Here is a 25,337-nt window from a genome sequence, read left to right as displayed (position 1 = left end):
TGAGGTGTGGCCCCGTACCCGAACGGAGCCACACCTCCCAGTGCTACGCACTGCCGAACGCGAGGCGTTCGGAGAGCGGGGCCACCGAAGATGGCCCCGCCCGCCTCGTGCCCTGCTGACCCCCATCAGCCGGACCCGGGACGTTCCGTGTCGTCGCGCTCCCTCCCCCTAGAGATCAACGCGATGACACGTAACATAATACATGTCGCATTTCGTGAAGCTGTACATCGGCCGAGATCCGACGCACGGTTCGTTGTCGAGTTCGCGACGACGCCTTCGATCGGCCACGATGGGAGCATGCTCTGGCCGTTCGGATCGACGTGGCGTCCGGTGCGGCAGAAGCAGCGCGACACCCTGGACCTGCGATGGCTGACCGCCCGGACCTGGACCCGACGCTGGTACCCGCAGGGCATCGACCTCGGCGAGTGGCGGGGTCGACGCACCGTGGCGGTGAGCTGGTTCCGGCAACAGCTCGACGGCGTGCATCTCGCCTCCCGCGTGACGTTCGTCGACCTCGAGCGCTCCCGCCATCTCGACGTGCTGCTCGCCGTCCCCGACGACGAGGGCGAACTGCAGCCGGCACCGATCCACGCCGGGGGCCTCGCCTGGTTCGACGACCGGCTGTTCGTCGCGGCGACCGGTCGCGGCATCTGGGAGTTCGATCTCGCGGATGTGCGGACGGTCCGCGGCGCCACCGCTCAGCGCATCGCCGGCGGGCGACCTCGGCGCGGTCGCACCACGGCGCTCGTCGCCGTGCGCACGCGCGTGCACCCCGTCGCGCTGCGCTGCTCGTATCTGGGTCGGGTGTTCGACGAGGACGGCACTCCACTGCGGCGCGTGCTCATCGGCGAGCACCGCACCGACGACCGCGGCCGGATCGGCGAGTTCTCGATCCCGGAGAACGCCGACGGCCGGTTCACCGAGGAGCACGTCTTCAGCCCCGGCATCCCCCGCATGCAGGGAGCGGTGCGGTGGGGAGACCGCCACTTCGTCTCGCAGTCCGACGGCCTGCGCCCCGGTGCGCTGTGGAGCGGGCCGCGGTCGGCGCTGGAGCAGGACGACATGCCCCTCCCGGTCGGCTGCGAAGACCTGGCGCTCGACATCGACGCGGGGCTGCTCTGGTCGCTCGGGGAGCACCCGTGGCATCGGGTCGTGCGCGGCATCCCCTTCGCTCGACTCGGCATCGAGGGCACCGGCGCCGAGCCGCCCGCGCGGCGAACGTAGACTGGAGGGGTGAAGAAGCCCGCGCCTTTCCTCGTCTACACCGTGCTGCGGCTGCTGGCGTTCCTCGTCCCGCTCGCCATCCTCTGGTTCTTCTTCCCGATCTTCCGCGAATACTGGTGGCTCGCCGCGATCTTCGCCGCCCTCATCGGCATGAGCATCTCGATGCTGTTCCTGCGCACACCGCTCACCGACGCTTCGGCCCGACTCGCGGAGCGCCGCGAGAGTCGGTCATCGGGCAGCCAGGCCGATGCGGATGCCGAGGACCAGGCGATCGACGCGAACGAGCCCGGCGACGACCCAAAGGTCTGACCGCCGCGCTACTGCTCAGCCGACGAACGCCCAGAACAGGGCGCCGGCGTACAGCAGTGATGTCAGCGACGTCAGGGCGAGCGCGGTCACCAACTCCCTCGGCTGCCGGTAGGCCCAGACGATGACGATGGCAGGGAGTCCCGCCAGCAGTGCGAGGAGCGAGATCCATGCGATCGGGAACAGCAGCGCGAGGAACACGGCGATGCCGAACGGCGCCAGGACGAACAGGGTGAACAGCACCTGCGTGGCGCGGCGTCCGATCAAGACGGTCAGGGTGCGCTTGCCGACCTCGCGGTCCTGGTCGATGTCACGCAGGTTGTTGGCGAGCAGCACGGCACACGCGAACAGGCCTGCTGCGATGGCTCCGAGCCACGCCTGCAGCGGCAGCTCGAACACCTGCACCCAGGTGGTGCCGAGCGTGGCGACGAGGCCGAAGAACACGAACACGAAGACCTCGCCGAGGCCGTAGTACCCGTACGGCCTCTTGCCGCCCGTGTAGAACCAGGCCGCGACGATGCACGCCGCACCGACGGCCAGCATCCACCACTGCTCGGTGCGCACGACGATCGCGAGTCCGACGACCGCGGCGAGCGCGAAGAAGATCAGGCCGATGATCAGGACGGTGCGCGGCTTCACCCGCCCGGATGCCGTCAGGCGCGCGGGCCCGACCCGGTGGGCGTCGGTGCCGCGGACACCGTCACTGTAGTCGTTCGTGAAGTTCACGCCGATCTGCAGCAGCACCGCGACGGCGAGGCACGCGAGCGCGATCACCCAGTGGAACTCGGGGCCGGTGCTGCGCGCCGCACCGGTTCCGATGATCACCGGGGCGATCGCGAGCGGGAGGGTGCGCAGCCGCGCGGCCCCGATCCAATCGGATGCGGTGACCGGCCCCGCCTCGACGACCGGACGCCGCGCCGGGTTGCCGCTGGTGCGGGCCGGGGTGTGCTTCGCGGTCCGACTCTTCTTCTTGCGCTGGGAGGATGCTGCCACGCAGGGAATCCTACTGGCCGGGGCGATGCCCGACCTCAGCGGGACGACGGATCAGGGGTTCGGGTTGCTGTCCTTGCCGTCGAGCCAGAGCGTGTCGGAGGCGTCGCCGTGCGCACCGCCCGTGCCGACGTGCTTGCTGCTGATCTGCGGGCCCTTGGTGATCACGTGCACGAGGGCCATCGCGTGCCCCTGCCCCAGCGCGTAGTCCTCCTTGAGCCACGCGACGATGGGCGTGGCCTTCGTCGTCCGGTCGAACCCCTTCTCCGTCGCGAGCTCGATGAACTGTCGCGGGGTCAGCCCCGTCTTGGTCTCGATGTTGTCGAGGTATGCCTGGAAGGACATGGTGCTCCTGGTGCTCAGTCCTCGTCGAGGAACAGGGGTGGCCGGGGATCTGCCCGAAACCTAGCACCGCACCCCGACATCGCGGGAGGCCTTGTCCTTCGTTCTACTCGGCCGAGCCGACGGGGATGATCGGCCGGTGCTCGTAATAGGTCTGCAGCACCACGGTCGTGCGGGTGCTGACGTTGGCCGCGAGCCGCACGTCGCGGACCAGCTCCTCCAGCGCGCGCGGAGACGGGACCCGCACGAACAGCATGTAGCTCGCGTCGCCGGCGATGGAGTGGCAGGCCTCGATCGCGTCGAGGTGCTCGAGCAGTTCGGGGGCATTGTCGGGCTGGGCGGGGTCGAGCGGAGTGATCTCGATGAACGCCGAGAGCGGGGTGCCCACCTGCTCGGGGTCGAGGATCGCCTGATATCCGGCGATGACACCCCTCGTCTCGAGTCGTCGCAGCCGCGACTGGACGGCCGAGACCGAGAGCCCGACGGCATCCGACAGCTGGGAGAGCGTGGCGCGCCCGTCACGGGAGATCGCGGTCAGGATCGCACGGTCGACAGAATCATCCATGGCTGTAAGATTATCGTGAGTATTCCGTTTATACCGGAATCTTTCCGTTGAAAACTCCGATCGGAGGTCCCGATGTCCCTTCTTTCCGCCAACAGTTCCGCTGTCCAGGCCATCGTCGGCGAACCCGGGGTCGTCGAGGACGCGTCGATCGCCGAGCAGTCCGCCGCCTGGGGGCAGCTCAAGGACGCCGCGATCGCGATCCGCGAGATGCAGATCAAGGACGGCTCGATCCCGGATGCCGCGCACCACGCCGCGGCCCGCGAGCTCGTCGGCGCGATCACAACCGCGATCCGCGCCCTCGCCCCCGCCTTCCCGCACGACGCCGATTACCTCGCCGCTTCCGTGGTCGACTTCGACCGCTGGGCGTCGGAGGACTTCGGCGTGCCGGACTTCCTCGACTCGCTGATGGCCTTCCAGCCGCAGCAGACCCGCGTCGACGGCATCCGTCACCTGGTCGTGTTCCCGATGTACACGCAGAACGGCTCGAGCGACCGCCTGGTGGAGGCGCTGATCGTCGAGACGATCTGGCCGGAGTTCATCGCCGCCCTCGAGGCCGGCGACTACGGCAACAAGCTGTTCGTCTCACTGCGCCTCGTCGACTTCACGCCCGGCTACGACACGAACTCGGCTGTGCTCTTCCCCGAGACCGTCGCGATGCGCGAGATCCCGACCTTCACGTGGGGCGCGATCTTCCAGGACCGCGAGGCCGCTCGCTACCGTCGCGTCACCCGTGCCGCAGCCGAGATCACCAACCTCGACCTGCCCGAGCGGGCCGCCGCGATGCTCGACGACCAGCAGGTGGCCGAGAAGACCTTCGTCATGTGGGACATCATCCACGACCGCACCCACATGCGCGGCGATCTGCCGTTCGACCCGTTCATGATCAAGCAGCGGATGCCGTTCTTCCTCTACTCGCTCGAGGAGATGCGCTGCGACATGACGGCGTTCCGCGAGTCGGTGAAGATCGAGCGCGCCCTCGCGGCCCGCATCGACGCCGGTGAGGAGCTGACCGAGACCGAGCAGGAGATGCACGACTACGCGCACCTGGTGCAGTACGCGGTGATCTTCGACCGCATCTTCCGCTTCTCGATCACGGGCACCCGCACGCGCAACTACGACGCGGTGGGCGGACAGCTGCTGTTCGCGTGGCTGCACCAGCGCGGCGTGCTGCACTGGACCGACACCGCTCTCACCTTCGACTGGGACGCCGTGCCGGACGCCGTCGTGGCGCTCGGCGACGCGATCGACGACCTGTACTGGCACTCGATCGACCGCCCCAAGGTCGCGCACTGGCTCGCCGCCTACGACCTCGTCCGCGGCACGCTCACCCCGCACCCGGCCTCGCAGTGGGCCCGCGGACTGTCGGACGAGATCCTCGCCGGGGCGCCGAAGGGCTACACGGATGCCGTGATGGACGACGAGTTCCCGCTGTCGATGTTCTTCGAGACCCTCCACAAGAAGATGAAGCCCGTCATCGAATCGACCGTGGGCATCCGCGGCACGGACGACTGATGACCACGCGCGCATGGCGCGCGTTCCGAGTGTGACGCTGGGGCGCACCGCGCTGCGGCCGGAACCTGTTCTGCGGATATCTCCGCGGGTTCCGGCCGCAGAAGCCCCTCCGAACCGGAAGAGTGAGCGACATGGATGAACTCATCGACTCGAGACTGTCCGGCCGCACGGTGGTGCTCGCCGGAGCGACCAGTGCGGCGGGGCGGGCGGTGGCACGTGCCCTGCACAGCGCGGGGGCACGCGTGATCGCGACCGGCCGTACCCCCGAAGGGCTGCAGCCGTTGGCAGATGCGGGCGCGGAGGTCTTCCTCGCGGATGCGACCTCGCTCGACGAGATGACGGCTCTGGCGGCGCAGATCGGCTCCGTCGATGCGGTGGTCCCCCTCGTCGGGGGTTGGCGCGGGGGCGGCGGCCTCGCCGGGCAGTCCGACGAAGACTTCGCCGCACTGCTGCCCGCGCTCGAGGCAGTTCGCGCGACGAGCCGGGCGTTCGACGCGGCACTGCGTGCATCGGGTGCGGGTCGGTTCGCGATCGTCTCGTCGACGGCGGTCGCGCGGCCCCTCGCCGGCGGGGCGAACTACGCCGCGGTGAAGGCGGCGAGCGAGGCCTGGACCCGGGCCGTCGCCCAGGGGTACGCGAAGTCCGCACGCGATTCCGGCGAGCAGCTGCGCACGGCATCCGTCGTGTTCCGGGCCAAGTCGCTCGATCCCGAGGTCTTGGCCGCACGGATCCTCACCCTCTGGGACACCGACGCCACCGCCCTCAACGACCGGGTGTTCGACCTCGACTGAGCCCGACGCTCAGCGGGACTCGGGCGGCATTCCCGGCACGATGGGTGGGGCATCGGCATGCCGCCGCTCGCCCGCCCGCTCCTCTTGCGCGCCCGCCTCGACCCCCTGCTCGCCCCCGCCGGTGTCTCCGTGGTCGATCTCCTGCTCCGGCGCCTCGGCGTAGAGCTCGGTGAGCTTGCGGTACGACCGGGTGAAGAAGGCCAGCGTCGCGGCCACCACCATGATCAGTCCCGCGAACAGGCAGATCAGTGCGATGCCTCGAGCCTCACCCTCGCCGAGCAGCCAGCCCCACCTCTGTTGCCCCTCGCGGGTGTTCATGTACGGGATGATCAGGAACTCGGCGATCGGGGCGATCATGAACGCCGTGATCGGGGCCGCCGCCGCCTCCATCGCCGCGGCCACGCCGAACACGCGCCCCTGCCGTTCGTACGGCACGACCTTCTGGATGATGGTCTGCTCCGCCGCCTCGACCGGCGGCACCAGCGCCATGTACGCCCACATGCCGATCACGTACAGCGGCCACCACTCGCGCAGCATGAACACCGAGCCCAGCAGCCCCATGGCGATCACGACGAGCAGCATCGTGCGCATGGGCTTGGGGCCGAGCCCGAACTTCGCCACCAGGCCGCCGCCCACCAGGAAGCCGGTCGAGGCGAACGCCAGAGCGAAGCCCCAGGTCTGCGCATCGAAGAGGGTCAGGCCGTACGGGTCCATGAGCGCCATGTAGACGCCCCCGATGAGGTTGTTGAAGGTGGAGAAGATGATCAGGGCGAACAGGCCGGGAGCGAGTCGGATCGCCCGCACGCTGCCGCGGAAGTCGAGTGCGCTCGATGCGTTCGGGTCGGGCTCCGGAGCGCCCTCGGGGATGCGGATGAACAGCAGGTGGGCGAACGTGAGCGCCATGGCCGCGATCGCGATCGCGAGGGTCCATCCCATGCCGAGGAACCCGATCGACAGACCCGAGAACACGCTCGTGACGAGGAAGGCGATGCCCTGCACCGTGCCGACGAGCCCGTTGGCGTTCGCACGCTTGTCTTCGGGGATCAGCAGAGTCACCGTCGTGGACAGCGCGATGTTGCGCAGCTGCTCGATCACACCGCCGAAGAGGATCACCCCGGAGAACAGCCAGAACCACGGGCCACCCAGATCGAGCAGTGCCGCCTCGGGCTGCCAGAGGTAGAGGAGCCCGGCCACCAGGAAGGCAGCGGCGGAGATGACACTCGAGATCACCATGACCGTGTGCTTGCGGTTGCGATCGACGATCGTGCCGAACGCCATCGCGAAGAACGCGACGAACAGCATGTACGCGCCGCCGATGATGCCCGTGGCCAGCACGGACTGCGTCTCGATGTACACCCAGAACGTGAGCGCGAACCAGAGGAAGCTCGTCGTCACGTTCGCGATGAGCGTGTTGACGAGGACATTCCCGAATGCCCGAGTGGCCGCGGTGCGCTCCATGAAGTCGAGGGTAGGGCCGGCATCCGACATCCGGAAGACCCTCCCCCGGACCGCGAGGGCGATGCGGACAATTAGGCTGGGTCGGTGAGCATCCAGCATGACCCCGCGATCCGGGGCTTCGCCAGTGACAACTACTCCGGCATCCACCCCGAGGTCCTCGCGGCCATCGCGGCGGCGAACGGCGGACACCAGAGCGCCTACGGCGAGGATGCGTACACCGCGCGCCTGCAGGAGGTCTTCCAGGCGCACTTCGGCGTGGGCGTCGAGGCGTTCCCCGTGTTCAACGGCACGGGTGCGAACGTGACGGGCCTGCAGTCGATGCTGCCCCGCTGGGGCGCGGTGATCGCGGCATCCACCGCGCACATCAACGTGGACGAGGCAGCGGCACCCGAGAAGATCGGCGGCTTCAAGCTGCTGACGGTCCCCACCGACGACGGCAAGCTCACCACCGAGCTCATCGACCGCGAGGCCTGGGGCTGGGGCGACGAGCACCGCGCGCAGCCGCTGGTGGTCTCGATCACCCAGTCGACCGAGCTCGGCACGCTGTACACGGCCGACGAGATCCGCGCGATCGCCGACCACGTGCACGAGCGCGGCATGAAGCTGCACCTCGACGGTGCGCGCCTCTCGAACGCCGCCGCCGCCCTCGACCTGCCGCTGCGCGCGTTCACCCGCGACGCCGGCGTCGACGTTCTCACGTTCGGCGGCACCAAGAACGGCGCGATGCTCGGCGAGGCGATCGTGGTGCTGAACCCCGACGCGGCCGACGGCCTGAAGTACTCGCGCAAGTTCAACATGCAGCTGTCGTCGAAGATGCGGTTCGTGTCGGCGCAGCTGATCGCGCTGCTCGAGGGCGACCTGTGGCTGCGCAACGCGAAGCACGCGAACGCCATGGCCGCGCGTCTGCGTTCCGAAATCGAGGCCGGCATCGCCGACGGATCCATCCAGGGCGTCGACTTCACGCAGCCGACCCAGTCCAACGGCGTCTTCGCGATCCTGCCCGACGGTGTCGCCGACCAGCTCCGCGACTCGTTCCGCTTCTACGACTGGGATGCCGCGCGCAAGGAAGTGCGCTGGATGTGCGGCTTCGACACCGAAGAGGCCGACGTCGACGCGTTCGTCGCCGAGCTCTCCCGCCTCACCACGCGCTGACCTGCCCGAGCCCCTCGGGCGTCAGGATTCGACGACGCGCGTGAATTCCTCGCGCGTGGTGCGCAGGTGCGCGCGCATCGCGGCATCTGCGGCCTCGGCGTCGCCCCGACGCACCGCGTCGAGGATCTGCTCGTGCGCCTGCCAGCTCGACTCCTTCACGAAGTCGAAGCTCATCAGGTCGACGGGCTCGAACATGCGAACCCTCGCCTCCTCGACCGCATCGCGGACGAAGGAGTTTCCGGAGGCCTCGGCGAGGGCGATGTGGAAGTCGGTGTCGGCGATGCGGGACTCGGCCTTCGTGCCGGCGGCGGCGAGGTCGCGCTGCGCCAGCACCATCGCCTCCAGGTCGGCGTCACTGCGGCGGTTCGCAGCCAGCGCCGCCCCACCGGACTCGACGATCGAGCGGAACTCGGTGAGCTCACCGATCTCAGCCGAACGCGTGCGCACCTCCTCGCGGATGAGCCGCGGGTCGAGGGCGGCATCCTGCACGAACGCCCCACCGGACGCACCGCGCGAGATCACGATCTGCCCGCTGCCCTCGAGGATCCGCAAGGCTTGACGCAGCGTCTCGCGCGAGACGCCGAGCTGCTCCGCGAGCCGACGCTCCGGCGGAAGCCGATCGCCGGGGCGGATGCGGCCGAGCGCCATCTCGCGCCGCAGGAACCCGGCGACCGCCTGATAGCCGGAGACCGGCTGCAGGACGGCACGGGAGAAGTCGTGCGGCGCGTCGTCACGCTCGCTCATCCGTGCTCCTCCGATCAGAGGGGCAGACCCGGGCGGTCGGAGCCCACGATCTGCTTCCCCACGAAGAAGTCAAGCACATCGGCGTCTCCGTGCCCTCCCAGTCCGCTCGCGCCGAAGAAGCTCTGCGACGACTCCGGCGACATGTCGAGCACGCTCGTGCCGTTGACCTTGACCTCACCGGCGACGAGCCGTGTGCCGAGTGCGGCCGCGGCGTGCTCGTCGGCGCCGAACACGTAGCCGGCGAGTCCGACCTGTCCGGTGTTCGCGAGCGCCACCGCCTCGCCCTCGTCGGCATAGCCGCCCACGAGCAGCAGGGGTCCGAAGACCTCGTCCGCGAGGCCGGGACCGTCGAGCACCGCCACCGTCGGCTCGAAGAACCATCCCTGTGCGGGCACCTGCGTGACGCGCAGCAGCTCGGCACCGGCCTGCGCCAGCCGCTCCCGCTGCTCGACGAGCTCGTCGCGGCGCCCGGCGAACGCGACCGGGCCCACCTCGGTCGCATCGTCCAGGCTCGACCCGATCGCCCGGCGGCCGAACTCGGCGATCAGGAGACCTGCCAGCTCGTCCCGGCGCGCACGGTCGACGAGCACCCGGCGGGGTGCCTCGCACCACTGGCCCGACAGCTTCAGCACACCATCGGCCAGCGCCTTCGCCGTCTGCTCCAGGTCGGCGTCGGGGCGGACGATCGCGGCGTTGTTCGAGCCCAGCTCCAGCTGCAGTCTCGCGAAGCGCGGAGCGGCCGTCGCGGCGATCGCGCGCCCGGTCGGCGTCGAGCCGGTCATCGAGATCGCGGCGATGCGCTCGTCGGCGACGAGGCTGCGTCCGACGCCGCCGCTGCCCTGCACGAGACCCACCACCGCGTCGGGGATGCCGACCGCGTGCACACCCTCCAGCAGCAGCTGGGCGCTCCACGGCGAGAACGAGGACGGCTTGAGCACGACCGTCGCACCGGCCGCGAGCGCGAACGCCGTCTTCTTCACCGCCATGGCCGACGGGGCGTTCCACGGCAGGATCAGCGCGGTCGGCCCCCAGGGCACACGGTGCAGACGCACGGGCCCGTGCTCGGCGACGAGCGCCCGCGAGTCGCCGACCGCGACCGCGCGCCGGGCGGCATCCCGCAGGGTCGCGCCGTTCGCCCCGCCGAACAGCCGCGTGACGGAGATCGGCACGCCGCTGTTGAGTGCGTCGAGATGCGCGACCTCCTCGGCCCGCTCGTCCAGCCAGTCGGCGAGCGCGTCCAGCTTCTCCGCGCGGCGCTCGGGGGCGAGGCCGCGCCAGCGCCCGTCGTCGTGCGCCTGCTGCGCCGCGGTCACGGCACGGCCGACCTGGTCGAGTGAGCTCGACGCGGAGGCGACCAGGGCCTCCCCCGTGTTCGGGTCATGCAGCCAGGTGCCGTCGCTCTCGGGGCTGTCCTCGGCGACGCCGGCGATCCAGGTGCGCAGGGCGGGGTACGTCATGTCAGATCCGATCGAAGTAGCGGTGCAGGTCCCAGTCGGTGACGCGGGCCATGAACGTCGTCCACTCGTGGTCGAGCAGCACCTGCTGATGCGAGATCAGCTCGGGAGTGAGCAGCTCCTGCACGAGCGGGCTCTCGCCGAACAGGATGCTCGCCTGACGAGGATCCGCGGGCATGGCCCCGTCGGCGGGAAGGTCGTAGGCGCTTCCGACCACGGCGTCACCCAGCACGGTCTCCTTCTCCATGCCGTCGCGCGCCGACGCCAGGACCCCGGTGAGGGTGAAGTACGGGTTCGTGTCGGCGCCGGGCAGGCGGAACTCGAAGCGCAGCGCCTGCGGCGAGTGCCCCACCACCCGCACAGTCGTGGTGCGGTTGTCGAAGCCCCAGGTCTGACCGCTCCCCGCCACGTCGGACGAGTTGCTGCGGCGGTAGGAGTTGACGGTCGGCGCGTACCAGGCCATCAGCGCGGGGGCGTGTTCGAGCGCGCCGGCGATCGCCGACCGCATCCGCCCGCTGAGGCGATCCGGAGCCGACTCGTCCCAGAACACCGCCATGCTCTCGTCGTCGACGAACGAGACGTGCACGTGGCAGGAGGATCCGGGCTGGTCGTTGAGCGGCCGCGCCATGAACGTCGCCGACATGCCCGCGCGAGCGGCGGTGTCGCGCACCGCCAGCTTGTAGAGCGCATGCCGATCGGCCATCTCCAGCGGGTCGCCGTACTCGAAGGTCATCTCCCACTGCCCGAGTCCCCATTCGCTCTGCGCGGCTTCGACGAGGATGCCGCTGGCACGGAGGTCGGCGCGCAGCTTCTGGAAGAAGGGCTCGTAGAGATTGCCCTCGTGGATCATGAAGTCCGACGGCGTGAGGGTGGTCGGGTCGAGGTCACGGAATCCGGAGCGGCGCAGCTCCCTGGGGTCGTTGCGGAACAGGTAGAACTCCAGTTCCGTCCCCGCGAGCGGGGTGAGCCCGAGCTCCCGGATGCGGGCGAGCTCCTGCTTCAGCAGCACGCGGGGTGAGAGCGGCATCGGCTCGTGCGTGTGCACGTCGACCGGGTCGGCGAGGCAGATGGCCACCCCCTCGAGCCAGGCCGCGGGGCGGAGGGTCTCGAGGTCGGGGATCAGCGTCACGTCTGGGACGCCGTTGTGCATCCCGCACAGCGCGAACTTGTTCGCATCGATCAGTTCGAGGCCCTGGTCGATGTCCCACGCCCAGGCACAGGTGCAGATGTCGACACCGTTCTCCACGACGCGGCCGAAGCCCTCGACCGGGATGCGGCGGCCGACGAGTCGACCCTGCAGGTCGGGCGTCGCGACGATCACGGTGCGGATGCCGGCAGCCTCCAGCTCGTCCGGAGCCAGGCGCACGTCGTCGATCATCGCGTCAGCCACCCTCCGTCGACGGGGAGCTGGATGCCGTCGATCCAGGACGCCTCGTCGCTGAGCAGCCAGGAGACCGCGGAGGCGATGTCGGCGGGCACGCCCACCCGCGGCACCAGGAGGCGTTGCTTCATGAACTCCAGAGCCTCAGGGCTCGTGACGCTCTCGTAGTCGAAGAAGTCCGTCGCGATCGGGCCGGGGGCCACGCAGTTGACGCGGATGTTCTTCGCCGCGAGCTCGACCGCGAGCGCCTTCGTGAGCATCGGCACGCCGCCCTTGCTCGCGTTGTAGTGCGGTTGCGCGGTGCCGGTGCTCGTCACGACGACGAGGGCCTCGACGGTCGACAGGTTCACGATCGCCCCGCCGCCGGACTCGGCGATGAGCGGGGCGACCTCCTGCGCGACGAGGAACTGTCCCTTGAGGTTGATGTCGAAGACGAAGTCCCATGCCTCCTCGGTGAGGGTCTCGAACGAGTGCTCGGTGACGACTCCGGCGTTGTTCACCAGGAGGTGCAGCGACCCCCAGGCCGCACGCGCGAGGTCGACCGCCGTGCGGATCTGCTCCCGCGAGCGCACGTCCACCACGGACGCGAGGGCGGTGCCGCCTGCCTCCTCGATGAGGCGGACCGTCTCGGCCGCACCATCGGCGGACACGTCGGTCACGAGGACGCGCGCTCCCTCACCGGCGAGCCGGAGGGCCGTCTCCCGCCCGATGCCGGAGCCTGCGCCCGTGATGAGGGCGTTCTTGTCTGCGTGTCGCATTTCTTCTCCTTGTTCGGTGACGCCTAGGCGATGTTCTGTGTGGCGGACGCGGCGAGCGTCGCACGGGCGGCGGCCTGTGCGACCAGCCAGCCGAAGACCGGGTCGGCTCCGAAGGTCTCGGGATGCCACTGCACCCCGATCGCCGGAAGGCCCTCGAGCTCGATGGCCTCGACGACGCCGTCCGGCGCCCACCCGGTCACCACGACTCCGCGGCCGGGCACGTCGACCGCCTGGTGATGGAAAGAGTTGACACGGGTCGTCTCGCCATAGAGCGTCTGGGCGACGCTGCCCGGCGCCGTGCGCACCTCGTGCACCCGATGGGCGCGCGGGTAGGCGTAGGAGCCGTGCGACTCCCCCTCGCCCGGCGCCAGGTGCGAGTGGAGCGTGCCGCCGCGGACGACGTTGAGGAGCTGTGCGCCGCGGCAGACTCCGAGCAGCGGGATGCCGCCGCTGATGGCGGCCTCGATCAGCCCGGCCTCGAACGCGTCGCGCTGCGGGTCGATCAGAGGGGTGAACGGTCCCGGGGTCTGCCCGTAGAGGCGGGGATCGACGTCGTCGCCGCCCACGATCACGACGCCGTCGAGGCGCTCGACGAGCTCGGCCGGCACGGCATCCATCGGCAGGTGCACCGGCAGCCCGCCGGCGTGGAGTACCGAGGTCGAGTACTCGCTGAGGTAGGCCTCGAGCGGAGCGTCGGCGAAACCGTGCGGAGCGCCGATCGCCGCGCCACGCAAGCGTCGTCCGGAGATGCCGATCAGGGGTCGGGGCAGGGCGGGGGTGCTGATGATGTCCATCCTTCGGGTGCGGGGCGGGTGTGTCGAGGGTCAGGCGTTCTCGTCGAATCGACGCACGATCTGGGCGTACGCCTCCGGTGCCTTCGCGCGCATGATCGCGGCCTGCACGAGTCCGATCACGGGGGCGATGACCACGACCCCGACCAGGGTGATGCTGATCGGGCCCCAGGCGGGGTTCCCGTCGGCGTCGACATCGCTCACGAGCAGCGGGAAGTTGGCAGCGATGAGAACGGCGGAAACGGCGAGACCGACGAACCCCAGAATCGGGGCGATCACGGTGTGCCAGGGACTGCGCAGCACCCGGGTACGGGCGAAGTAGACCACGACCGAGAGGCACGTGACCGCCATCAGGATCACGATCGCGAGCGTCCCGATGCCGGCGAACCAGGAGAAGATGTTCTCCGGCGCGAAGCCGATCAGGGCGAGCACGATGATCGCGATGCCGGAGGTCGCCACCTGCACGATCGAGGCGACGTGCGGCGAACCGTGCTGCGCGTGCACCGTGCCGACGCGGTCGGGCAGCACCCGGGCGTTGGCCATGGCGTGGTGGTAACGGGTCAGCACGTTGTGCAGCGACAGCACCGCGGCGAACATGCTCCCGAGGAACAGCACGGCGACGGCGATCGATCCGACCGGGCCGAGGTACTGCTCGGTGACACGGGTGATCAGCGTGGTCGGGTCGGCGGCCGCTTCCTCGATGATCGCTCCCTCGCCGACACCCACCACGACGGCCCAGGCGGCGAAGGCGTAGAAGACGCCGATCACGATCGCGGACGCGTAGGTCGCACGGGGGATCGTGCGCTCCGGCGTGCGCACCTCATCGCGGTAGACGACGGTCGACTCGAAGCCGATGAAGCTCGCGATCGCGAACATCAGGCCGAGTGCGGGCGCACCGGAGAGGACGTTCTGCAGCAGGAACGACCCGAAGGTCACACCCTCCGCACCGCCGGTGACGAGGATGACGATCCCCAGCAGCACGACGATGCCGATCTCGGCGAGCAGCACGACCACGAGGACGCGGGAGCTGAGCTCGATCTGCCGATAGCCGAGCGCGCCGACGAGCGCCACCGAGGCGAGGGTGAGCAGCCACCACGGGATCTCGGGGCCGCCGAGGAGGACGATGCTCGAGCTGATCGTCGCGCCCAGGTAGGAGAACACCGCGATCTGCACGGTCGTGTAGCAGACGAGCGCGAGGTAGGCGGTGGCGAGCCCGGGCGTGCGACCGAGCCCGTGGGTCGCGAACACGAAGAACGATCCTGCCTTGGGCAGGAAGCGGCTCATCGCCGTGAGGCCCACCGAGAAGAGCAGCAGGATCACGGTGGCAACGAGGAACATGACCGGGAAGCCGATGCCGTTGCCCACGAGGAAGCCGATGGGCACGAGTCCGCCGACGACCGTGAGGGGGGCTGCGGCCGCGATCACCATGAAGGTGACGGACACCGCCCCGAGGTTCCCGCGGAGATTGCGCTCCTGGGGTGCTGCCGTGCTGCGCGACGTCGTTGTCGAAGCATCCATGTCGAAGCATCCTTTTGCCGATTGGACTAATGGTCTACTTTCTAGCCCATTAGATTCGTCGACGCAAGAGTCACCCTCGGGAAGGCCTAGGCCGACCGGAGGGAGTGCGGGGTGCAGAGCCGACTAGCGGAGCAGGCCGAGGTAGGCGAGAGCCTGACGGATGAGGGTGCCTCGTCCGTTCTCCATCTCGGCGGCGACCGCATCCGACCCCGCGGCCTCCGGCGAGAACCAGGTGACCTCGAGGGCATCCTGACGCGGCTCGCACGTGCCGGTGACCGGCACGACGAACGCCAGCGACACGGCGTGCTGCCGGTCGTCGTGGAACGCGCTCACACCGGGCATCGGGAAGTATTCGGCCACCGTGAACGGCAGCGGCTGCGGCGGCATGATCGGGAACGCCATCGGACCGAGATCGTTCTCGACGTGCCGGAACAGGGCGTCGCGGATGGTCTCGCCGAAGCGCACCCGACCCGACACGATCGTGCGGGTCATCTCCCCCATCGGCGTGGACCGCAGGAGGATGCCGATCTCTATGACCTGCCCGGAGCCGTCGGTGCGCACCGGGATCGCTTCGACGTAGAGCATCGGCAGTCGGCGCCGCGCCTCTTCGAGTTCGAACTCGCTCAACCAGCCGGGGTTGCCGTCGGGCGCCGGCGGGTTCGCGTCCGGGAACGCGCCGAGACCATCGTCTTCGGGCTCCGGATCGGGATCAGGTGTGCGGACCGCCATGTGTCCTTTCTACCAGCCGCCTCCCCCGACCGACACCGCGTGCACGTCCGTCGTCCCTGGCAGGATGACGGTGTGAGCGAGAACCTGACGATCGACGACACCGCGACCCGCTGGTCGACCTCCGACCGCGGACGGATGCCGCTGCTGGTGCTGCTGCACGGCTACGGGGCGGATGAGCACGACCTGTTCGGACTCGTCCCGTACCTCCCCGAGGGCGTCGCCGTCGCCTCCGTGGCCGCTCCCCTCGCGCCGCCGTGGCCGATGCCGGGGCGGTCCTGGTACGCGATCGAGGGGCTCGACGGACGCAGCCCCGAGGCGGTCACGGTCGCCGCCGAGGCGTTCCTGCGCTGGCTCGACGCCGCGGTAGAAGATGCCCCCTCGGTCGCACTGCTCGGCTTCTCGCAGGGCGCGGCGGTGTCGCTGCAGGCTCTCCGACTCGCACCCGAGCGCTTCAGCGCGGTCGTGGCGCTCAGCGGCTACGTGGCATCCGGCGAACTGCCGCACGATGAGGCACTGGCCGAGCTGCGCCCGCCGGTCTTCTGGGGGCGCGGCACACACGACGACGTCATCCCGCCCGAGCTGGTCGATCACACGGCGCAGTGGCTGCCCGGGCACTCCGACCTGTCCGGCCGGGTGTACACCGGGCTCACGCACAGCATCTCCGAAGAGGAGCTGACCGACGTGCACCGCTTCCTCACGAAGTGGATCGACGGGATCGCGAAGAGCTGAGCTACGCGACCACTCCGCGACACGCCCGGGGTTGCGAAACTCCGACACGCCCGGGTATCGTCGGGGAGTCCTGTCCGCCGTGTCTGGAAGTCCTTTGATCTGATCCGTCGCCTCCGCGCTCCTCTTTCCGCGCGCTGAACCGACGATCGCCGACTCCACGGCAGACCCTCCCCTCCGCATCCGTGACACGTTCACGCCCGGCCGGGGCTCGGTGTCAGTGCACCCTCGCACTCGACAGGAGACACTCATGTCACAACCCACCACTCTTCACGCGTCGGTCGTCCTCGACCGACTCACCTTCACCTGGCCCGACGGGTCGATCGCGCTCGACGGCGTCTCCGGGGCCTTCGGCTCCGGACGCACCGGCCTCGTCGGCCGCAACGGCGCCGGCAAGTCCACGCTGCTGCGACTGATGGCCGGCGAGCTCGAACCGACCTCGGGCATCGTCACGGCATCCGGTGAGGTCGCCTACCTTCCGCAGCAACTGACCCTCGACGTCGACCGCCGCGTCGCCGAACTGCTCGGCGTCTCCGAGGCGCTCGACGCCGTGCGGGCGATCAGCGCCGGCGACGTCGACCCGGCCCACTTCGACGCGGTCGGCGACGACTGGGACATCGAGGCGCGGGCCGAGGCATCGCTCGCCGAAGCCGGCCTGGCGCCGGAGTTCCTCGACCGCAGGGTCGGGGAACTCTCCGGCGGCGAGGCCGTGCTCGTCGCGATCGCCGGCATCCGCCTGCGTCGCGCGCCGATCACACTCCTCGACGAGCCGACCAACAACCTCGACCGTGACGCCAGGGCGAAGCTCGCGGCGATGGTGCGCGCCTGGAAGGGCACGCTCATCGTCGTCAGCCACGACCTGTCGCTGCTGGAGCTGATGGACGACACCGCCGAGCTCTACGCCCAGACGCTGAGCGTGTTCGGCGGACCGTACTCCGAGTGGCGGGCTTGGCTGGACGCGGAGCAGGATGCCGCGAAGCAGGCCGAGGTCACCGCCGCGCAGGTGCTCCGCAAGGAGAAGCGCCAGCGGATCGAGGCCGAGGTCAAACTCGCGCACCGCGCCCGCACGGCGAAGAAGGCCGAGATCGAGAAGCGGGTCCCGAAGATCATCGCGCACGGCCGCAAGATGGCAGCCGAGGTGTCGGCGGGCCGGCTCCGCACCGAGGTCGGCGCCAAGGAGGAGGCCGCACACAACGCTCGCGAGGAGGCCGGGCGCCGCGTGCGCTCGGACTCGTCGATGAAGATCGAGCTGCCCGATCCGCAGGTGTCCCGGAGCCGCCGGATCGCGACGATCGGAGACGAGGAGCGGGCCTGGGTGATCCAGGGTCCCGAGCGTGTGGCCCTGATCGGCCGGAACGGCGCCGGCAAGACGACCCTGCTGGAGCGGTTGGTCGCGGGCGGTGTTCACAACTCAGGAGAAACAGCACCCCCTGCGCCGAATCGGACGGGTCAGCCTGATTCCGACTCGGATGTCCTGAGTTATGAACGGCCGACCCTGCACATCGAGGCCCACACCGACCTGATCGGCTACCTGCCGCAGCGGGTCGACGGCCTCGTCGAGGAGCAATCGGTGTTCGAGAACATCGCGGCCGCAGCGCCCCAGGTACCGGAGAAGGAGCTGCGCAACCGGCTCGCCCGGTTCCTGATCCGCGGGGCGACGGCGGAGCGCCCGGTGTCCGCCCTCTCCGGCGGCGAGCGCTTCCGTGTGGCGCTGGCGAAGCTGCTGCTCGCCGATCCCGCCCCGCACCTCGTGGTGCTCGACGAGCCGACCAACAACCTCGACGTCGACACGGTCGATCAGCTGGTCGAGGCGCTGCGCGCCTACCGGGGCGCGGTGCTCGTCGTCAGCCATGACGACGCGTTCCTGCGCCGACTCGACCTCGATCTGACACTCGAGATCGACGGCGAAGGGGTTCTGCAGGAGGTCACGCTGGGGTCGTGACGCGCGGCGCACCTGCACGACGCGATCACGCCTGCACGATCGGATCCCCCCGTCCGCTCGTGCCGGCGTGGTGTCGTCGTGCGGGTGTGGCGACCCCGATGTCCCCGGCCTCGACGAAGATGGAGGGATGAGCGACGTGCTCGAACGCTTCACCCCCGCCACGCAGGATTGGTTCCGGGGTGCTTTCCCCGCGCCCACTCCCGCGCAGGCGGGTGCCTGGGACGCGATCTCCGCCGGCAAGCACGCGCTCGTGGTCGCTCCGACCGGTTCCGGCAAGACGCTGTCGGCGTTCCTCTGGGCGATCGACAGCGTGTTCCGCGAGCGCATGAGCGAGACCGCCCCGCCCGCGAAGGGTGAGCCGCGCACCCGCATCCTCTACATCTCCCCGCTGAAGGCCCTCGGCGTCGACGTCGAGCGCAACCTGCGGTCCCCGCTCATCGGCATCGGACAGTCGGCCCGGCGGCTCGGAGTGCCCGCCCCCGCGGTGACGGTCGGCGTGCGCTCGGGCGACACGACGTCGAGCGACCGCCGCAAACTGGTCTCCGATCCGCCCGACATCCTCATCACGACGCCCGAGTCGCTGTATCTCATGCTCACCAGCCGCGCGGGCGAGACTCTGCGCGGGGTGCACACCGTGATCATCGACGAGGTGCACGCGGTCGCCGCCACCAAGCGCGGAGCGCACCTCGCCGTGAGCCTCGAACGCCTCGACGCGCTGCGCCGGCTCAACGGCATCGAGACCCCGGCGCAGCGGATCGGCCTCTCAGCCACGGTCCGCCCGATCGACGAGGTGGCGCGTTTCCTCGGCGGCTCGGCACCGGTCGAGATCGTCGCACCGCCGGCATCGAAGACCTTCGAGCTCGGGGTGGTCGTGCCGATGGACGACATGACCAACCCGCCCCCGCCGCCCGGGGTGCCGGGGGACGCGGCGGATGCCGAGTACAGCGAGGTCACCGGGTCGGTCTGGCCGCACGTCGAAGAGGCGATCGTCGACCGCATCCTGCAGAACAACTCCACGATCGTGTTCGCCAACTCCCGTCGGCTCGCCGAGCGCCTCACCGGTCGCCTGAACGAGATCTACTCCGAGCGGATCGGGGTCGAGCTCCCGGCCGCGACCGTTCCGGCCGCGATGATGGCGCAGGCGGGAGCGACCGCGGGCGCCGATCCCGTGCTCGCCAAGGCGCACCACGGCTCGGTGTCGAAGGAGCAGCGCGCCCAGGTCGAAGAAGAACTCAAGTCGGGCGTGCTGCGCTGCGTCGTCGCGACGAGCAGTCTCGAGCTCGGCATCGACATGGGAGCGGTCGACCTCGTGATCCAGGTCGAGGCCCCGCCGTCGGCCGCCTCCGGGCTGCAGCGCGTCGGCCGAGCCGGGCACCAGGTGGGCGAGATCAGCCGTGCCGCCCTCTTCCCGAAGCATCGCGGCGACGTGCTGCACACCGCGATCGTCACCGAGCGGATGCTGGCGGGCAAGATCGAGGCGATCCAGGTGCCGCGCAATCCGCTCGACATCCTCGCGCAGCAGACCGTGGCGGCGAGCGCGCTCGGAGCCATCAGTGTCGAGGAGTGGTTCGAGACGGTCCGCCGTTCCGCGCCGTTCCAGTCGCTGCCCCGCTCGGCGTACGAAGCGACGCTCGACCTGCTGGCCGGGCGCTTCCCCTCCGACGAGTTCGCCGAGCTGCGGCCGCGGCTCGTATGGGATCGCGACGCCGGCACGCTTACCGGCAGGCCGGGTGCGCAGCGCATCGCCGTGACCAGCGGCGGGACCATCCCCGACCGCGGCCTGTTCGGGGTGTTCGTCGCGGGCGAGAGCACCGGTGCCCGCGTCGGTGAACTCGACGAGGAGATGGTCTACGAGTCGCGCGTGGGCGACGTGTTCACGCTCGGCACCACCAGCTGGCGCATCGCCGAGATCACCCATGACCGTGTCAACGTGATCCCCGCGTACGGCCAGCCCGGCAAGGTGCCGTTCTGGCACGGCGACGGCATCGGTCGCCCCTTCGAGCTCGGTGAGGCGCTCGGAGCGTTCTCCCGCGAAGTGTCGGCGGCGACCCCCGAGAAGGCGGCGCAGCGACTGATCGACGCCGGGCTCGACGAACAGGCGCGGGCGAACCTCATGGCGCACCTGACCGAGCAGCGCGAGGCGACGGGCACCCTCCCCACCGACCGCACGCTCACCGTGGAGCGCGGCCGCGATGAGGTCGGCGACTGGCGGGTCATCCTGCATTCCCCGTACGGCATGAAGGTGCACGCCCCGTGGGCGCTGGCGATCAACGCCCGGGTCCGTGAGCGCCTCGGTGTCGAAGGATCGGCGGTCGCGAGCGACGACGGCATCATCGTTCGCATCCCCGATGCCGAAGCCGAGCCGCCCGGAGCCGAGCTGTTCGTGTTCGAGCCCGACGAGCTGGAGCACCTGGTCACCGAGGAGGTGGGCGGCTCCGCGCTGTTCGCCTCGCGGTTCCGCGAGTGCGCGGCCAGGGCGCTGCTCATGCCCCGCATGAACCCGAACAAGCGCACGCCCCTCTGGCAGCAGCGGCAGCGGTCGGCGCAGCTGCTCGAGGTGGCGCGGCGGCATCCGACGTTCCCGGTGATCCTCGAGACGCTGCGCGAGGTGCTGCAAGACGTCTACGACCTGCCGTCCCTGCGCAAGCTCGCGACCTCCATCGCCGATCGCCGGATCCGCCTGGTCGAGACCGAGCCCGGCCAGCCGTCACCGTTCGCGCGCGACTTGCTGTTCGGATACGTGGGCGCCTTCATGTACGAGGGCGACTCGCCGCTCGCCGAGCGCCGCGCCGCCGCGCTCTCGGTCGACCCCGCCCTTCTCGGCGAGCTGCTCGGAACCGTCGAGCTCCGCGAGCTGCTCGACCCCGAGGTGATCGCACAGTTCGAGCGGGAGGCGCAGCGACTCGATCCGGACCGCCGTGCCCGCGGGCTCGAGGGCGTCGCTGACCTGCTGCGGATGCTCGGACCGCTCGATGCGGAAGAGGTCGCGGCTCGTCTCGACCCCGCGAGTGTGCTCGAAGCGGAGGCCGAGTCCGTCGACACCGCGACCGCCGCCGCACTGCTCAACGACCTGATCACCGCCCGGCGCGCGATTCCGGTGACGATCGGCGGCGTGAGCCGGGTGGCTGCGATCGAAGACGCGGGCCGACTGCGCGATGCGCTCGGGGTCGCGCTCCCCACGGGCATCCCGGTGGCGTTCCTCGAACCGCTGGCCGACCCGCTGGGAGACCTCGTCGCCCGGCACGCCCGCACGCACGGCCCCTTCACGACGGATGCCGTCGCCACCCGGTTCGGACTCGGAGCCGCGGTGGCCCGCCACACCCTGCAGCGGCTGGAGAACGCCGGCCGACTCACGAGCGGCTACTTCCTGCCCGAGGCCGCCGGCAGCGGCGACGCGATCGAGTGGTGCGACAGCGAGGTGCTGCGACGCCTGCGGATGCGCTCGCTCGCGGCCATCCGCGGGTCGGTGGAGCCGGTCTCCCCCGAGGCGTATGCCCGCTTCCTGCCCGACTGGCAGCACGTGGGCCGACCGCTGGAGGGCGTCGACGGTGTGCTGAGCGTGATCGAGCAGTTCGCCGGAGTGCCGATCCCCGCGAGTGCGTGGGAATCGCTGGTCCTGCCCTCGCGGGTGCGCGACTACTCCCCCGCCATGCTCGACGAGCTCACGGCAGCGGGCGAGGTCATCTGGTCGGGCCACGGCACGCTCGCGGGGCGCGACGGCTGGGTGTCGCTGCACCCGGTCGACATCGCGCCGTTCACGCTGCCCGAGCGCGACGCCGAGATCGCGTCCGACTCGTTGGAGTCGCGCATCCTCATCGCACTCGACGTCGGCGGCGCGTACTTCGCGGCGCAGCTGAAAGACATGGCGGCGGCCGAGAACGAGCAGTCCGTGCTCGAGGCGCTGTGGTCGCTGACGTGGTCGGGCTACGTCACGAACGACACGTTCGGCCCCATCCGCTCACTCCTCGCCGGCGGTTCGCAGGCGCACAAGGTCAAGCGCCGGGCTCCCCGCGCTCGCACCTACCGTGGCGTGTCCTTCACGGGTTCCCCTGCGCCGCGGCCGACGTCGATCGGCGGGCGCTGGTCGCTGCTGCCAGCGCTCGAGACGGATGCCGCCCGCCGCGCCACCGTCACCGCGGGCCTCCTGCTCGACCGCTACGGCGTGGTCACGCGCGGAGCCGTGCAGGCCGAGGGCGTTCCCGGTGGCTTCGCCCAGGCCTATCGCGTGCTCGCCGGTTTCGAAGAGGCGGGCCACTGCCGTCGCGGTTATGTGATCGAGAAGCTCGGCGCCGCACAGTTCGCCGCCTCGGGCACGGTCGATCGCCTGCGCACCTACGCGGGGCTGGCCGACCCGCCGCCGCGCAAGGCCGTGACCCTCGCGGCCACCGATCCCGCGAACCCCTATGGCGCGGCCCTCGGCTGGCCCAAGCTCGACGGGGTCTCGCACCGCCCGGGCCGCAAAGCGGGCGGCCTGGTCGTGCTGGTCGACGGCGTCCTCGTGCTCTCCCTCGAACGCGGCGGCCGCACCGTGCTGTCGTTCAGTGATGACGGCGAAGTGCTCCGCGCCGCCGCGTCCGATCTCGCGGCCACCGCACGCGCCCGCCAACTCGACACCCTGACCGTCGAGAAGATCAACGGCGAGGGTGTGTACGGCACCGACCTAGCACTCGCCCTGCAGGAGGCGGGCTTCGTGGCCACCCCGCGGGGATACACCCTCCGCAAGGTCGTCTGAACCATCCAGAGTGGTACCATAAGTGGTACCGGAAGGGATGCACATGGCCATCACCGCGAGCGAAGCGCGCCGCGACCTCTTCGGCCTGATCGAGCGCGTCAACCTCGATCATTCCGAGATCGAGATCGTCTCCCGCCGAGGCGCCGCCGTCCTCATGTCGAAGTCCGAATACGACTCCCTGATCGAGACCAGCCACCTTCTGCGCTCCCCCGCGAATGCGAACCGGCTGCTCGTCGCTCTCGCCGCCGCACAGGCGGGCGACGTCGCAGAACATCCACTCGACGAGGCATGACCTCGCGAGTACTGGTCTGGACGTCGCAGGGGTGGGAGGACTATCTCCATTGGCAGACCGAGGATCGTCGGACTCTGAAGCGGATCAACCTCCTCCTGACCGACGTCCTGCGCGACGACCCCTTCGAGGGGATCGGCAAGCCGGAACCGCTGAAGCACGCTCTGGCCGGAGCCTGGTCTCGGCGCATCGATGAGACGAACCGACTGGTCTACACCGCCAACGACCATCAGGTCATCATCCTGCAGGCCCGCTACCACTACTGACCCCCCTACGCTGGAAGCCATGATCCGAGAGTTCGCCGCCGGCATCCGCACCCTGCTGCGCGGATTCGGGTTCTGGCGCACGCGACCGGGCCTCATGGTGCTGGGCCTGATCCCGGCGATCATTGCCGTCATCGTGCTCGCCGCCCTGCTCGTGCCGCTGGTGATCGGCATGCCGTCGCTGTCCACGTGGCTCACCCCGTTCGCCGACGGATGGATCGAGCCGTGGCGCGGTCTGCTGCGCGCCGCCGTGAGCCTCGTCGTCGTCGCCGCCGCCCTGGCTCTCGCGAGCGTCGTCTTCAGCGCGCTGACCCTGACCATCGGCGACCCCTTCTATCAGCGCATCTGGCACGCGGTCGAGGTCGACCTCGGCTCGCCCCCGCCCGCCGACGGCGGCAGCTTCTGGACCACGCTCGGCGAGGGACTGCGACTGGTCCTCCTCGGCATCCTCATCGCCGTCTCCGTGCTTCTCATCGGCCTCATCCCGGGCGTCGGCGGCTTCCTGGGCGCTGTCGCCGGCGTCGTCCTGACCGGCCGACTGCTGGCGCGCGAGCTCACCGGCCGCGCCTTCGATGCGCGCGACCTGAGCCCCCTCGATCGCGCCGCGCTGTTCTCGGGCAGCCGCGCACGGGTGCTCGGCTTCGGCGTCGCCACACAACTCTGCTTCCTGATCCCCGGGGGCGCGGTCGCGATCATGCCGGTCGCCGTCGCCGGCAGCACGATGCTCGCCCGCGACATGCTCGCCCGCACGAGCACCAGGGCGGCGTCGGCCTCCGGAACGACGATGACACCTCCGCCGCCCGCACCGAACGCCGTATCGTCACCGCTTCCGCCGCCCCCGCATCTCGGGACCAGGCCGGGAGCTTCCTGATGCCCGAGGGCGACACCGTCTTCCGCACCGCGCGGCGCCTGAACGAGGCACTGGCGGGCGGCGAGGTCACGCGTTTCGACCTCCGCGTCCCCCGTTTCGCGACGCTCGACCTGACCGGGCAGCCCGTGCACGGCGTCGTCCCCCGCGGCAAGCATCTACTCATGCGCATCGGCGACAGCACGCTGCATTCGCATCTGCGCATGGACGGCGCGTGGTTCGTCTACCGCCAGGGCGAGAAGTGGCGGCATCCGGCCTTCAAGGTGCGTGCGATCGTCGGCACCTCCGAGCGGGAGGCGGTCGGGGTCGACATCGCCGAGATCGAGGTCGTGCCCACTCGTGACGAGGACCAGCTCGTCGGCTATCTGGGTCCCGATCCGCTCGCGGACGACTGGGATGCGGCTGAAGCCCTCCGACGACTCGGAGCCGACACCCGCAGCATCCACGTCGCCCTCCTCGATCAGCGCAACGTCGCAGGGTTCGGCAACGAGTACGCCGCGGAGCTTCTGTTCCTGCGCGGAATCCTGCCGACACGGCCGACACCCGAGGTGGATGTGGCCGCCCTCCTCGACCTCGGTGTGCGCACCATCCGGGTCAACCGCGACCGCCGCAACCGCACCTTCACGGGCATCGACCGTCCGGGCCTGGGCACCTGGGTCTACGGCCGCGCCGGGCGCCCGTGCCGCCGCTGCGGAACCCTCATCCGACGCGGCGAGCAGGGCGCGGATCCGACGCGCGAGCGCGTCACGTTCTGGTGTCCGGTCTGCCAGCACTGAGTATCAGGCAGGAACGGCGCGAGTCG

Annotated in this window: 23 protein-coding genes; 12 read left to right on the top strand and 11 right to left on the bottom strand. The window is 70.1% G+C overall.

The genetic code is table 11. The features are described from left to right. The first annotated feature begins 297 nt into the window (after positions 1–297). Complete coding sequence (locus tag ACIOTO_RS11340) at positions 298–1,224, top strand: hypothetical protein (RefSeq protein WP_400857882.1); 927 nt, start codon at positions 298–300, stop codon at positions 1,222–1,224. A gap of 9 nt (positions 1,225–1,233) precedes the next feature. Then, the gene (locus ACIOTO_RS11335; protein ID WP_029260863.1) at positions 1,234–1,533 is read left to right on the top strand and encodes a DUF4229 domain-containing protein; all 300 of its coding nucleotides are present in this window, start codon (positions 1,234–1,236) and stop codon (positions 1,531–1,533) included. 15 nt (positions 1,534–1,548) lie between these two features. Here ACIOTO_RS11335 and ACIOTO_RS11330 read toward each other — a convergent pair whose 3' ends face one another. From ACIOTO_RS11330 to ACIOTO_RS11320, 3 genes are all read right to left on the bottom strand, one after another. Continuing rightward, complete coding sequence (locus ACIOTO_RS11330) at positions 1,549–2,523, bottom strand: 1,4-dihydroxy-2-naphthoate polyprenyltransferase (protein WP_029260862.1); 975 nt, start codon at positions 2,521–2,523, stop codon at positions 1,549–1,551. Positions 2,524–2,574: 51 nt separating this feature from the next. Next, positions 2,575–2,865 carry a DUF4287 domain-containing protein gene (locus ACIOTO_RS11325; protein ID WP_029260861.1) on the bottom strand — a complete coding sequence of 97 codons (291 nt, stop codon included), beginning with the start codon at positions 2,863–2,865 and terminating at the stop codon, positions 2,575–2,577. Positions 2,866–2,968: 103 nt separating this feature from the next. After that, complete coding sequence (locus ACIOTO_RS11320; RefSeq protein WP_091029359.1) at positions 2,969–3,427, bottom strand: Lrp/AsnC family transcriptional regulator; 459 nt, start codon at positions 3,425–3,427, stop codon at positions 2,969–2,971. A 72-nt stretch (positions 3,428–3,499) separates the two neighbouring features. Here ACIOTO_RS11320 and ACIOTO_RS11315 point away from each other — a divergent pair, with 72 nt between their 5' ends. Together ACIOTO_RS11315 and ACIOTO_RS11310 are read left to right on the top strand one after the other, a co-directional pair. Beyond that, the gene (locus ACIOTO_RS11315) at positions 3,500–4,939 is read left to right on the top strand and encodes a DUF6421 family protein (protein ID WP_400857880.1); all 1,440 of its coding nucleotides are present in this window, start codon (positions 3,500–3,502) and stop codon (positions 4,937–4,939) included. 131 nt (positions 4,940–5,070) lie between these two features. Then, on the top strand, positions 5,071–5,730 hold the full coding sequence (locus ACIOTO_RS11310; RefSeq protein WP_400857879.1) for an SDR family NAD(P)-dependent oxidoreductase: 660 nt from the start codon (positions 5,071–5,073) through the stop codon (positions 5,728–5,730). A gap of 9 nt (positions 5,731–5,739) precedes the next feature. Here ACIOTO_RS11310 and ACIOTO_RS11305 read toward each other — a convergent pair whose 3' ends face one another. Continuing rightward, entirely contained in the window at positions 5,740–7,218 is a 1,479-nt protein-coding gene (locus tag ACIOTO_RS11305) for an MFS transporter (protein ID WP_400857877.1), read from the bottom strand. Between the two features lie 54 nt (positions 7,219–7,272). Here ACIOTO_RS11305 and ACIOTO_RS11300 point away from each other — a divergent pair, with 54 nt between their 5' ends. Next, positions 7,273–8,340 carry a threonine aldolase family protein gene (locus ACIOTO_RS11300; protein WP_400857876.1) on the top strand — a complete coding sequence of 356 codons (1,068 nt, stop codon included), beginning with the start codon at positions 7,273–7,275 and terminating at the stop codon, positions 8,338–8,340. 21 nt (positions 8,341–8,361) lie between these two features. Here the strand turns inward: ACIOTO_RS11300 and ACIOTO_RS11295 are convergent, their stop codons facing one another. From ACIOTO_RS11295 to ACIOTO_RS11265, 7 genes are all read right to left on the bottom strand, one after another. After that, complete coding sequence (locus ACIOTO_RS11295; RefSeq protein ID WP_051662290.1) at positions 8,362–9,084, bottom strand: FadR/GntR family transcriptional regulator; 723 nt, start codon at positions 9,082–9,084, stop codon at positions 8,362–8,364. Positions 9,085–9,098: 14 nt separating this feature from the next. Then, on the bottom strand, positions 9,099–10,541 hold the full coding sequence (locus ACIOTO_RS11290) for an aldehyde dehydrogenase family protein (RefSeq protein ID WP_400857875.1): 1,443 nt from the start codon (positions 10,539–10,541) through the stop codon (positions 9,099–9,101). Position 10,542: 1 nt separating this feature from the next. Next, the gene (locus ACIOTO_RS11285; RefSeq protein ID WP_400857874.1) at positions 10,543–11,916 is read right to left on the bottom strand and encodes a glutamine synthetase family protein; all 1,374 of its coding nucleotides are present in this window, start codon (positions 11,914–11,916) and stop codon (positions 10,543–10,545) included. Further along, the gene (locus tag ACIOTO_RS11280) at positions 11,913–12,677 is read right to left on the bottom strand and encodes an SDR family NAD(P)-dependent oxidoreductase (protein WP_400857872.1); all 765 of its coding nucleotides are present in this window, start codon (positions 12,675–12,677) and stop codon (positions 11,913–11,915) included. Before ACIOTO_RS11280 ends, ACIOTO_RS11285 begins: the two co-directional genes overlap by 4 nt. Before the next feature lie 23 nt (positions 12,678–12,700). Further along, the gene (locus ACIOTO_RS11275; RefSeq protein WP_262001382.1) at positions 12,701–13,471 is read right to left on the bottom strand and encodes a gamma-glutamyl-gamma-aminobutyrate hydrolase family protein; all 771 of its coding nucleotides are present in this window, start codon (positions 13,469–13,471) and stop codon (positions 12,701–12,703) included. Positions 13,472–13,501: 30 nt separating this feature from the next. Further along, a complete protein-coding gene (locus ACIOTO_RS11270) occupies positions 13,502–14,986 on the bottom strand; it encodes an APC family permease (RefSeq protein ID WP_029261383.1) in 1,485 nt (494 codons plus the stop codon). A gap of 123 nt (positions 14,987–15,109) precedes the next feature. Beyond that, complete coding sequence (locus tag ACIOTO_RS11265; RefSeq protein WP_105710493.1) at positions 15,110–15,715, bottom strand: NUDIX hydrolase family protein; 606 nt, start codon at positions 15,713–15,715, stop codon at positions 15,110–15,112. 72 nt (positions 15,716–15,787) lie between these two features. On the opposite strand from ACIOTO_RS11265, the gene ACIOTO_RS11260 reads away from it, so the two are divergent. From ACIOTO_RS11260 to ACIOTO_RS11230, 7 genes are all read left to right on the top strand, one after another. Continuing rightward, positions 15,788–16,444, top strand: a complete 657-nt coding sequence (locus ACIOTO_RS11260; protein ID WP_400857871.1) for an alpha/beta hydrolase — start codon at positions 15,788–15,790, stop codon at positions 16,442–16,444. Positions 16,445–16,691: 247 nt separating this feature from the next. Next, positions 16,692–18,383, top strand: coding sequence for an ABC-F family ATP-binding cassette domain-containing protein (locus tag ACIOTO_RS11255; RefSeq protein WP_400857870.1), 1,692 nt, complete (start codon positions 16,692–16,694; stop codon positions 18,381–18,383). Positions 18,384–18,510: 127 nt separating this feature from the next. Beyond that, on the top strand, positions 18,511–23,115 hold the full coding sequence (locus ACIOTO_RS11250; protein WP_400857869.1) for an ATP-dependent helicase: 4,605 nt from the start codon (positions 18,511–18,513) through the stop codon (positions 23,113–23,115). A 43-nt stretch (positions 23,116–23,158) separates the two neighbouring features. After that, positions 23,159–23,407, top strand: a complete 249-nt coding sequence (locus tag ACIOTO_RS11245; RefSeq protein ID WP_400857868.1) for a type II toxin-antitoxin system Phd/YefM family antitoxin — start codon at positions 23,159–23,161, stop codon at positions 23,405–23,407. Then, complete coding sequence (locus ACIOTO_RS11240) at positions 23,404–23,670, top strand: Txe/YoeB family addiction module toxin (protein ID WP_029261377.1); 267 nt, start codon at positions 23,404–23,406, stop codon at positions 23,668–23,670. The genes ACIOTO_RS11245 and ACIOTO_RS11240 overlap by 4 nt, the downstream gene beginning before the upstream one ends. Before the next feature lie 19 nt (positions 23,671–23,689). Then, on the top strand, positions 23,690–24,538 hold the full coding sequence (locus ACIOTO_RS11235) for an EI24 domain-containing protein (RefSeq protein WP_400857867.1): 849 nt from the start codon (positions 23,690–23,692) through the stop codon (positions 24,536–24,538). Beyond that, a complete protein-coding gene (locus ACIOTO_RS11230; RefSeq protein WP_400857866.1) occupies positions 24,538–25,311 on the top strand; it encodes a DNA-formamidopyrimidine glycosylase family protein in 774 nt (257 codons plus the stop codon). The genes ACIOTO_RS11235 and ACIOTO_RS11230 overlap by 1 nt, the downstream gene beginning before the upstream one ends. The last annotated feature ends 26 nt before the right edge of the window (positions 25,312–25,337 follow it).

This window comes from Microbacterium sp. NPDC087592 (assembly GCF_044743585.1).
Taxonomy (GTDB): domain Bacteria; phylum Actinomycetota; class Actinomycetes; order Actinomycetales; family Microbacteriaceae; genus Microbacterium.
Note: the sequence above shows the minus strand (reverse complement) of the source record. Positions and strands in the feature narration are given on the sequence as shown.

What these genes read in the sequence shown, in the direction of transcription:
- ACIOTO_RS11340 (WP_400857882.1), top strand. Translation starts at nt 298, where the DNA reads ATGCTCTGGCCGTTCGGATCGACGTGGCGTCCGGTGCGGCAGAAGCAG.
- ACIOTO_RS11325 (WP_029260861.1), bottom strand. Translation starts at nt 2,865, where the DNA reads ATGTCCTTCCAGGCATACCTCGACAACATCGAGACCAAGACGGGGCTG.
- ACIOTO_RS11320 (WP_091029359.1), bottom strand. Translation starts at nt 3,427, where the DNA reads ATGGATGATTCTGTCGACCGTGCGATCCTGACCGCGATCTCCCGTGAC.
- ACIOTO_RS11315 (WP_400857880.1), top strand. Translation starts at nt 3,500, where the DNA reads ATGTCCCTTCTTTCCGCCAACAGTTCCGCTGTCCAGGCCATCGTCGGC.
- ACIOTO_RS11310 (WP_400857879.1), top strand. Translation starts at nt 5,071, where the DNA reads ATGGATGAACTCATCGACTCGAGACTGTCCGGCCGCACGGTGGTGCTC.
- ACIOTO_RS11305 (WP_400857877.1), bottom strand. Translation starts at nt 7,218, where the DNA reads ATGTCGGATGCCGGCCCTACCCTCGACTTCATGGAGCGCACCGCGGCC.
- ACIOTO_RS11295 (WP_051662290.1), bottom strand. Translation starts at nt 9,084, where the DNA reads ATGAGCGAGCGTGACGACGCGCCGCACGACTTCTCCCGTGCCGTCCTG.
- ACIOTO_RS11290 (WP_400857875.1), bottom strand. Translation starts at nt 10,541, where the DNA reads ATGACGTACCCCGCCCTGCGCACCTGGATCGCCGGCGTCGCCGAGGAC.
- ACIOTO_RS11285 (WP_400857874.1), bottom strand. Translation starts at nt 11,916, where the DNA reads ATGATCGACGACGTGCGCCTGGCTCCGGACGAGCTGGAGGCTGCCGGC.
- ACIOTO_RS11280 (WP_400857872.1), bottom strand. Translation starts at nt 12,677, where the DNA reads ATGCGACACGCAGACAAGAACGCCCTCATCACGGGCGCAGGCTCCGGC.
- ACIOTO_RS11275 (WP_262001382.1), bottom strand. Translation starts at nt 13,471, where the DNA reads ATGGACATCATCAGCACCCCCGCCCTGCCCCGACCCCTGATCGGCATC.
- ACIOTO_RS11270 (WP_029261383.1), bottom strand. Translation starts at nt 14,986, where the DNA reads ATGGATGCTTCGACAACGACGTCGCGCAGCACGGCAGCACCCCAGGAG.
- ACIOTO_RS11265 (WP_105710493.1), bottom strand. Translation starts at nt 15,715, where the DNA reads ATGGCGGTCCGCACACCTGATCCCGATCCGGAGCCCGAAGACGATGGT.
- ACIOTO_RS11255 (WP_400857870.1), top strand. Translation starts at nt 16,692, where the DNA reads ATGTCACAACCCACCACTCTTCACGCGTCGGTCGTCCTCGACCGACTC.
- ACIOTO_RS11250 (WP_400857869.1), top strand. Translation starts at nt 18,511, where the DNA reads ATGAGCGACGTGCTCGAACGCTTCACCCCCGCCACGCAGGATTGGTTC.
- ACIOTO_RS11245 (WP_400857868.1), top strand. Translation starts at nt 23,159, where the DNA reads ATGGCCATCACCGCGAGCGAAGCGCGCCGCGACCTCTTCGGCCTGATC.
- ACIOTO_RS11240 (WP_029261377.1), top strand. Translation starts at nt 23,404, where the DNA reads ATGACCTCGCGAGTACTGGTCTGGACGTCGCAGGGGTGGGAGGACTAT.
- ACIOTO_RS11235 (WP_400857867.1), top strand. Translation starts at nt 23,690, where the DNA reads ATGATCCGAGAGTTCGCCGCCGGCATCCGCACCCTGCTGCGCGGATTC.
- ACIOTO_RS11230 (WP_400857866.1), top strand. Translation starts at nt 24,538, where the DNA reads ATGCCCGAGGGCGACACCGTCTTCCGCACCGCGCGGCGCCTGAACGAG.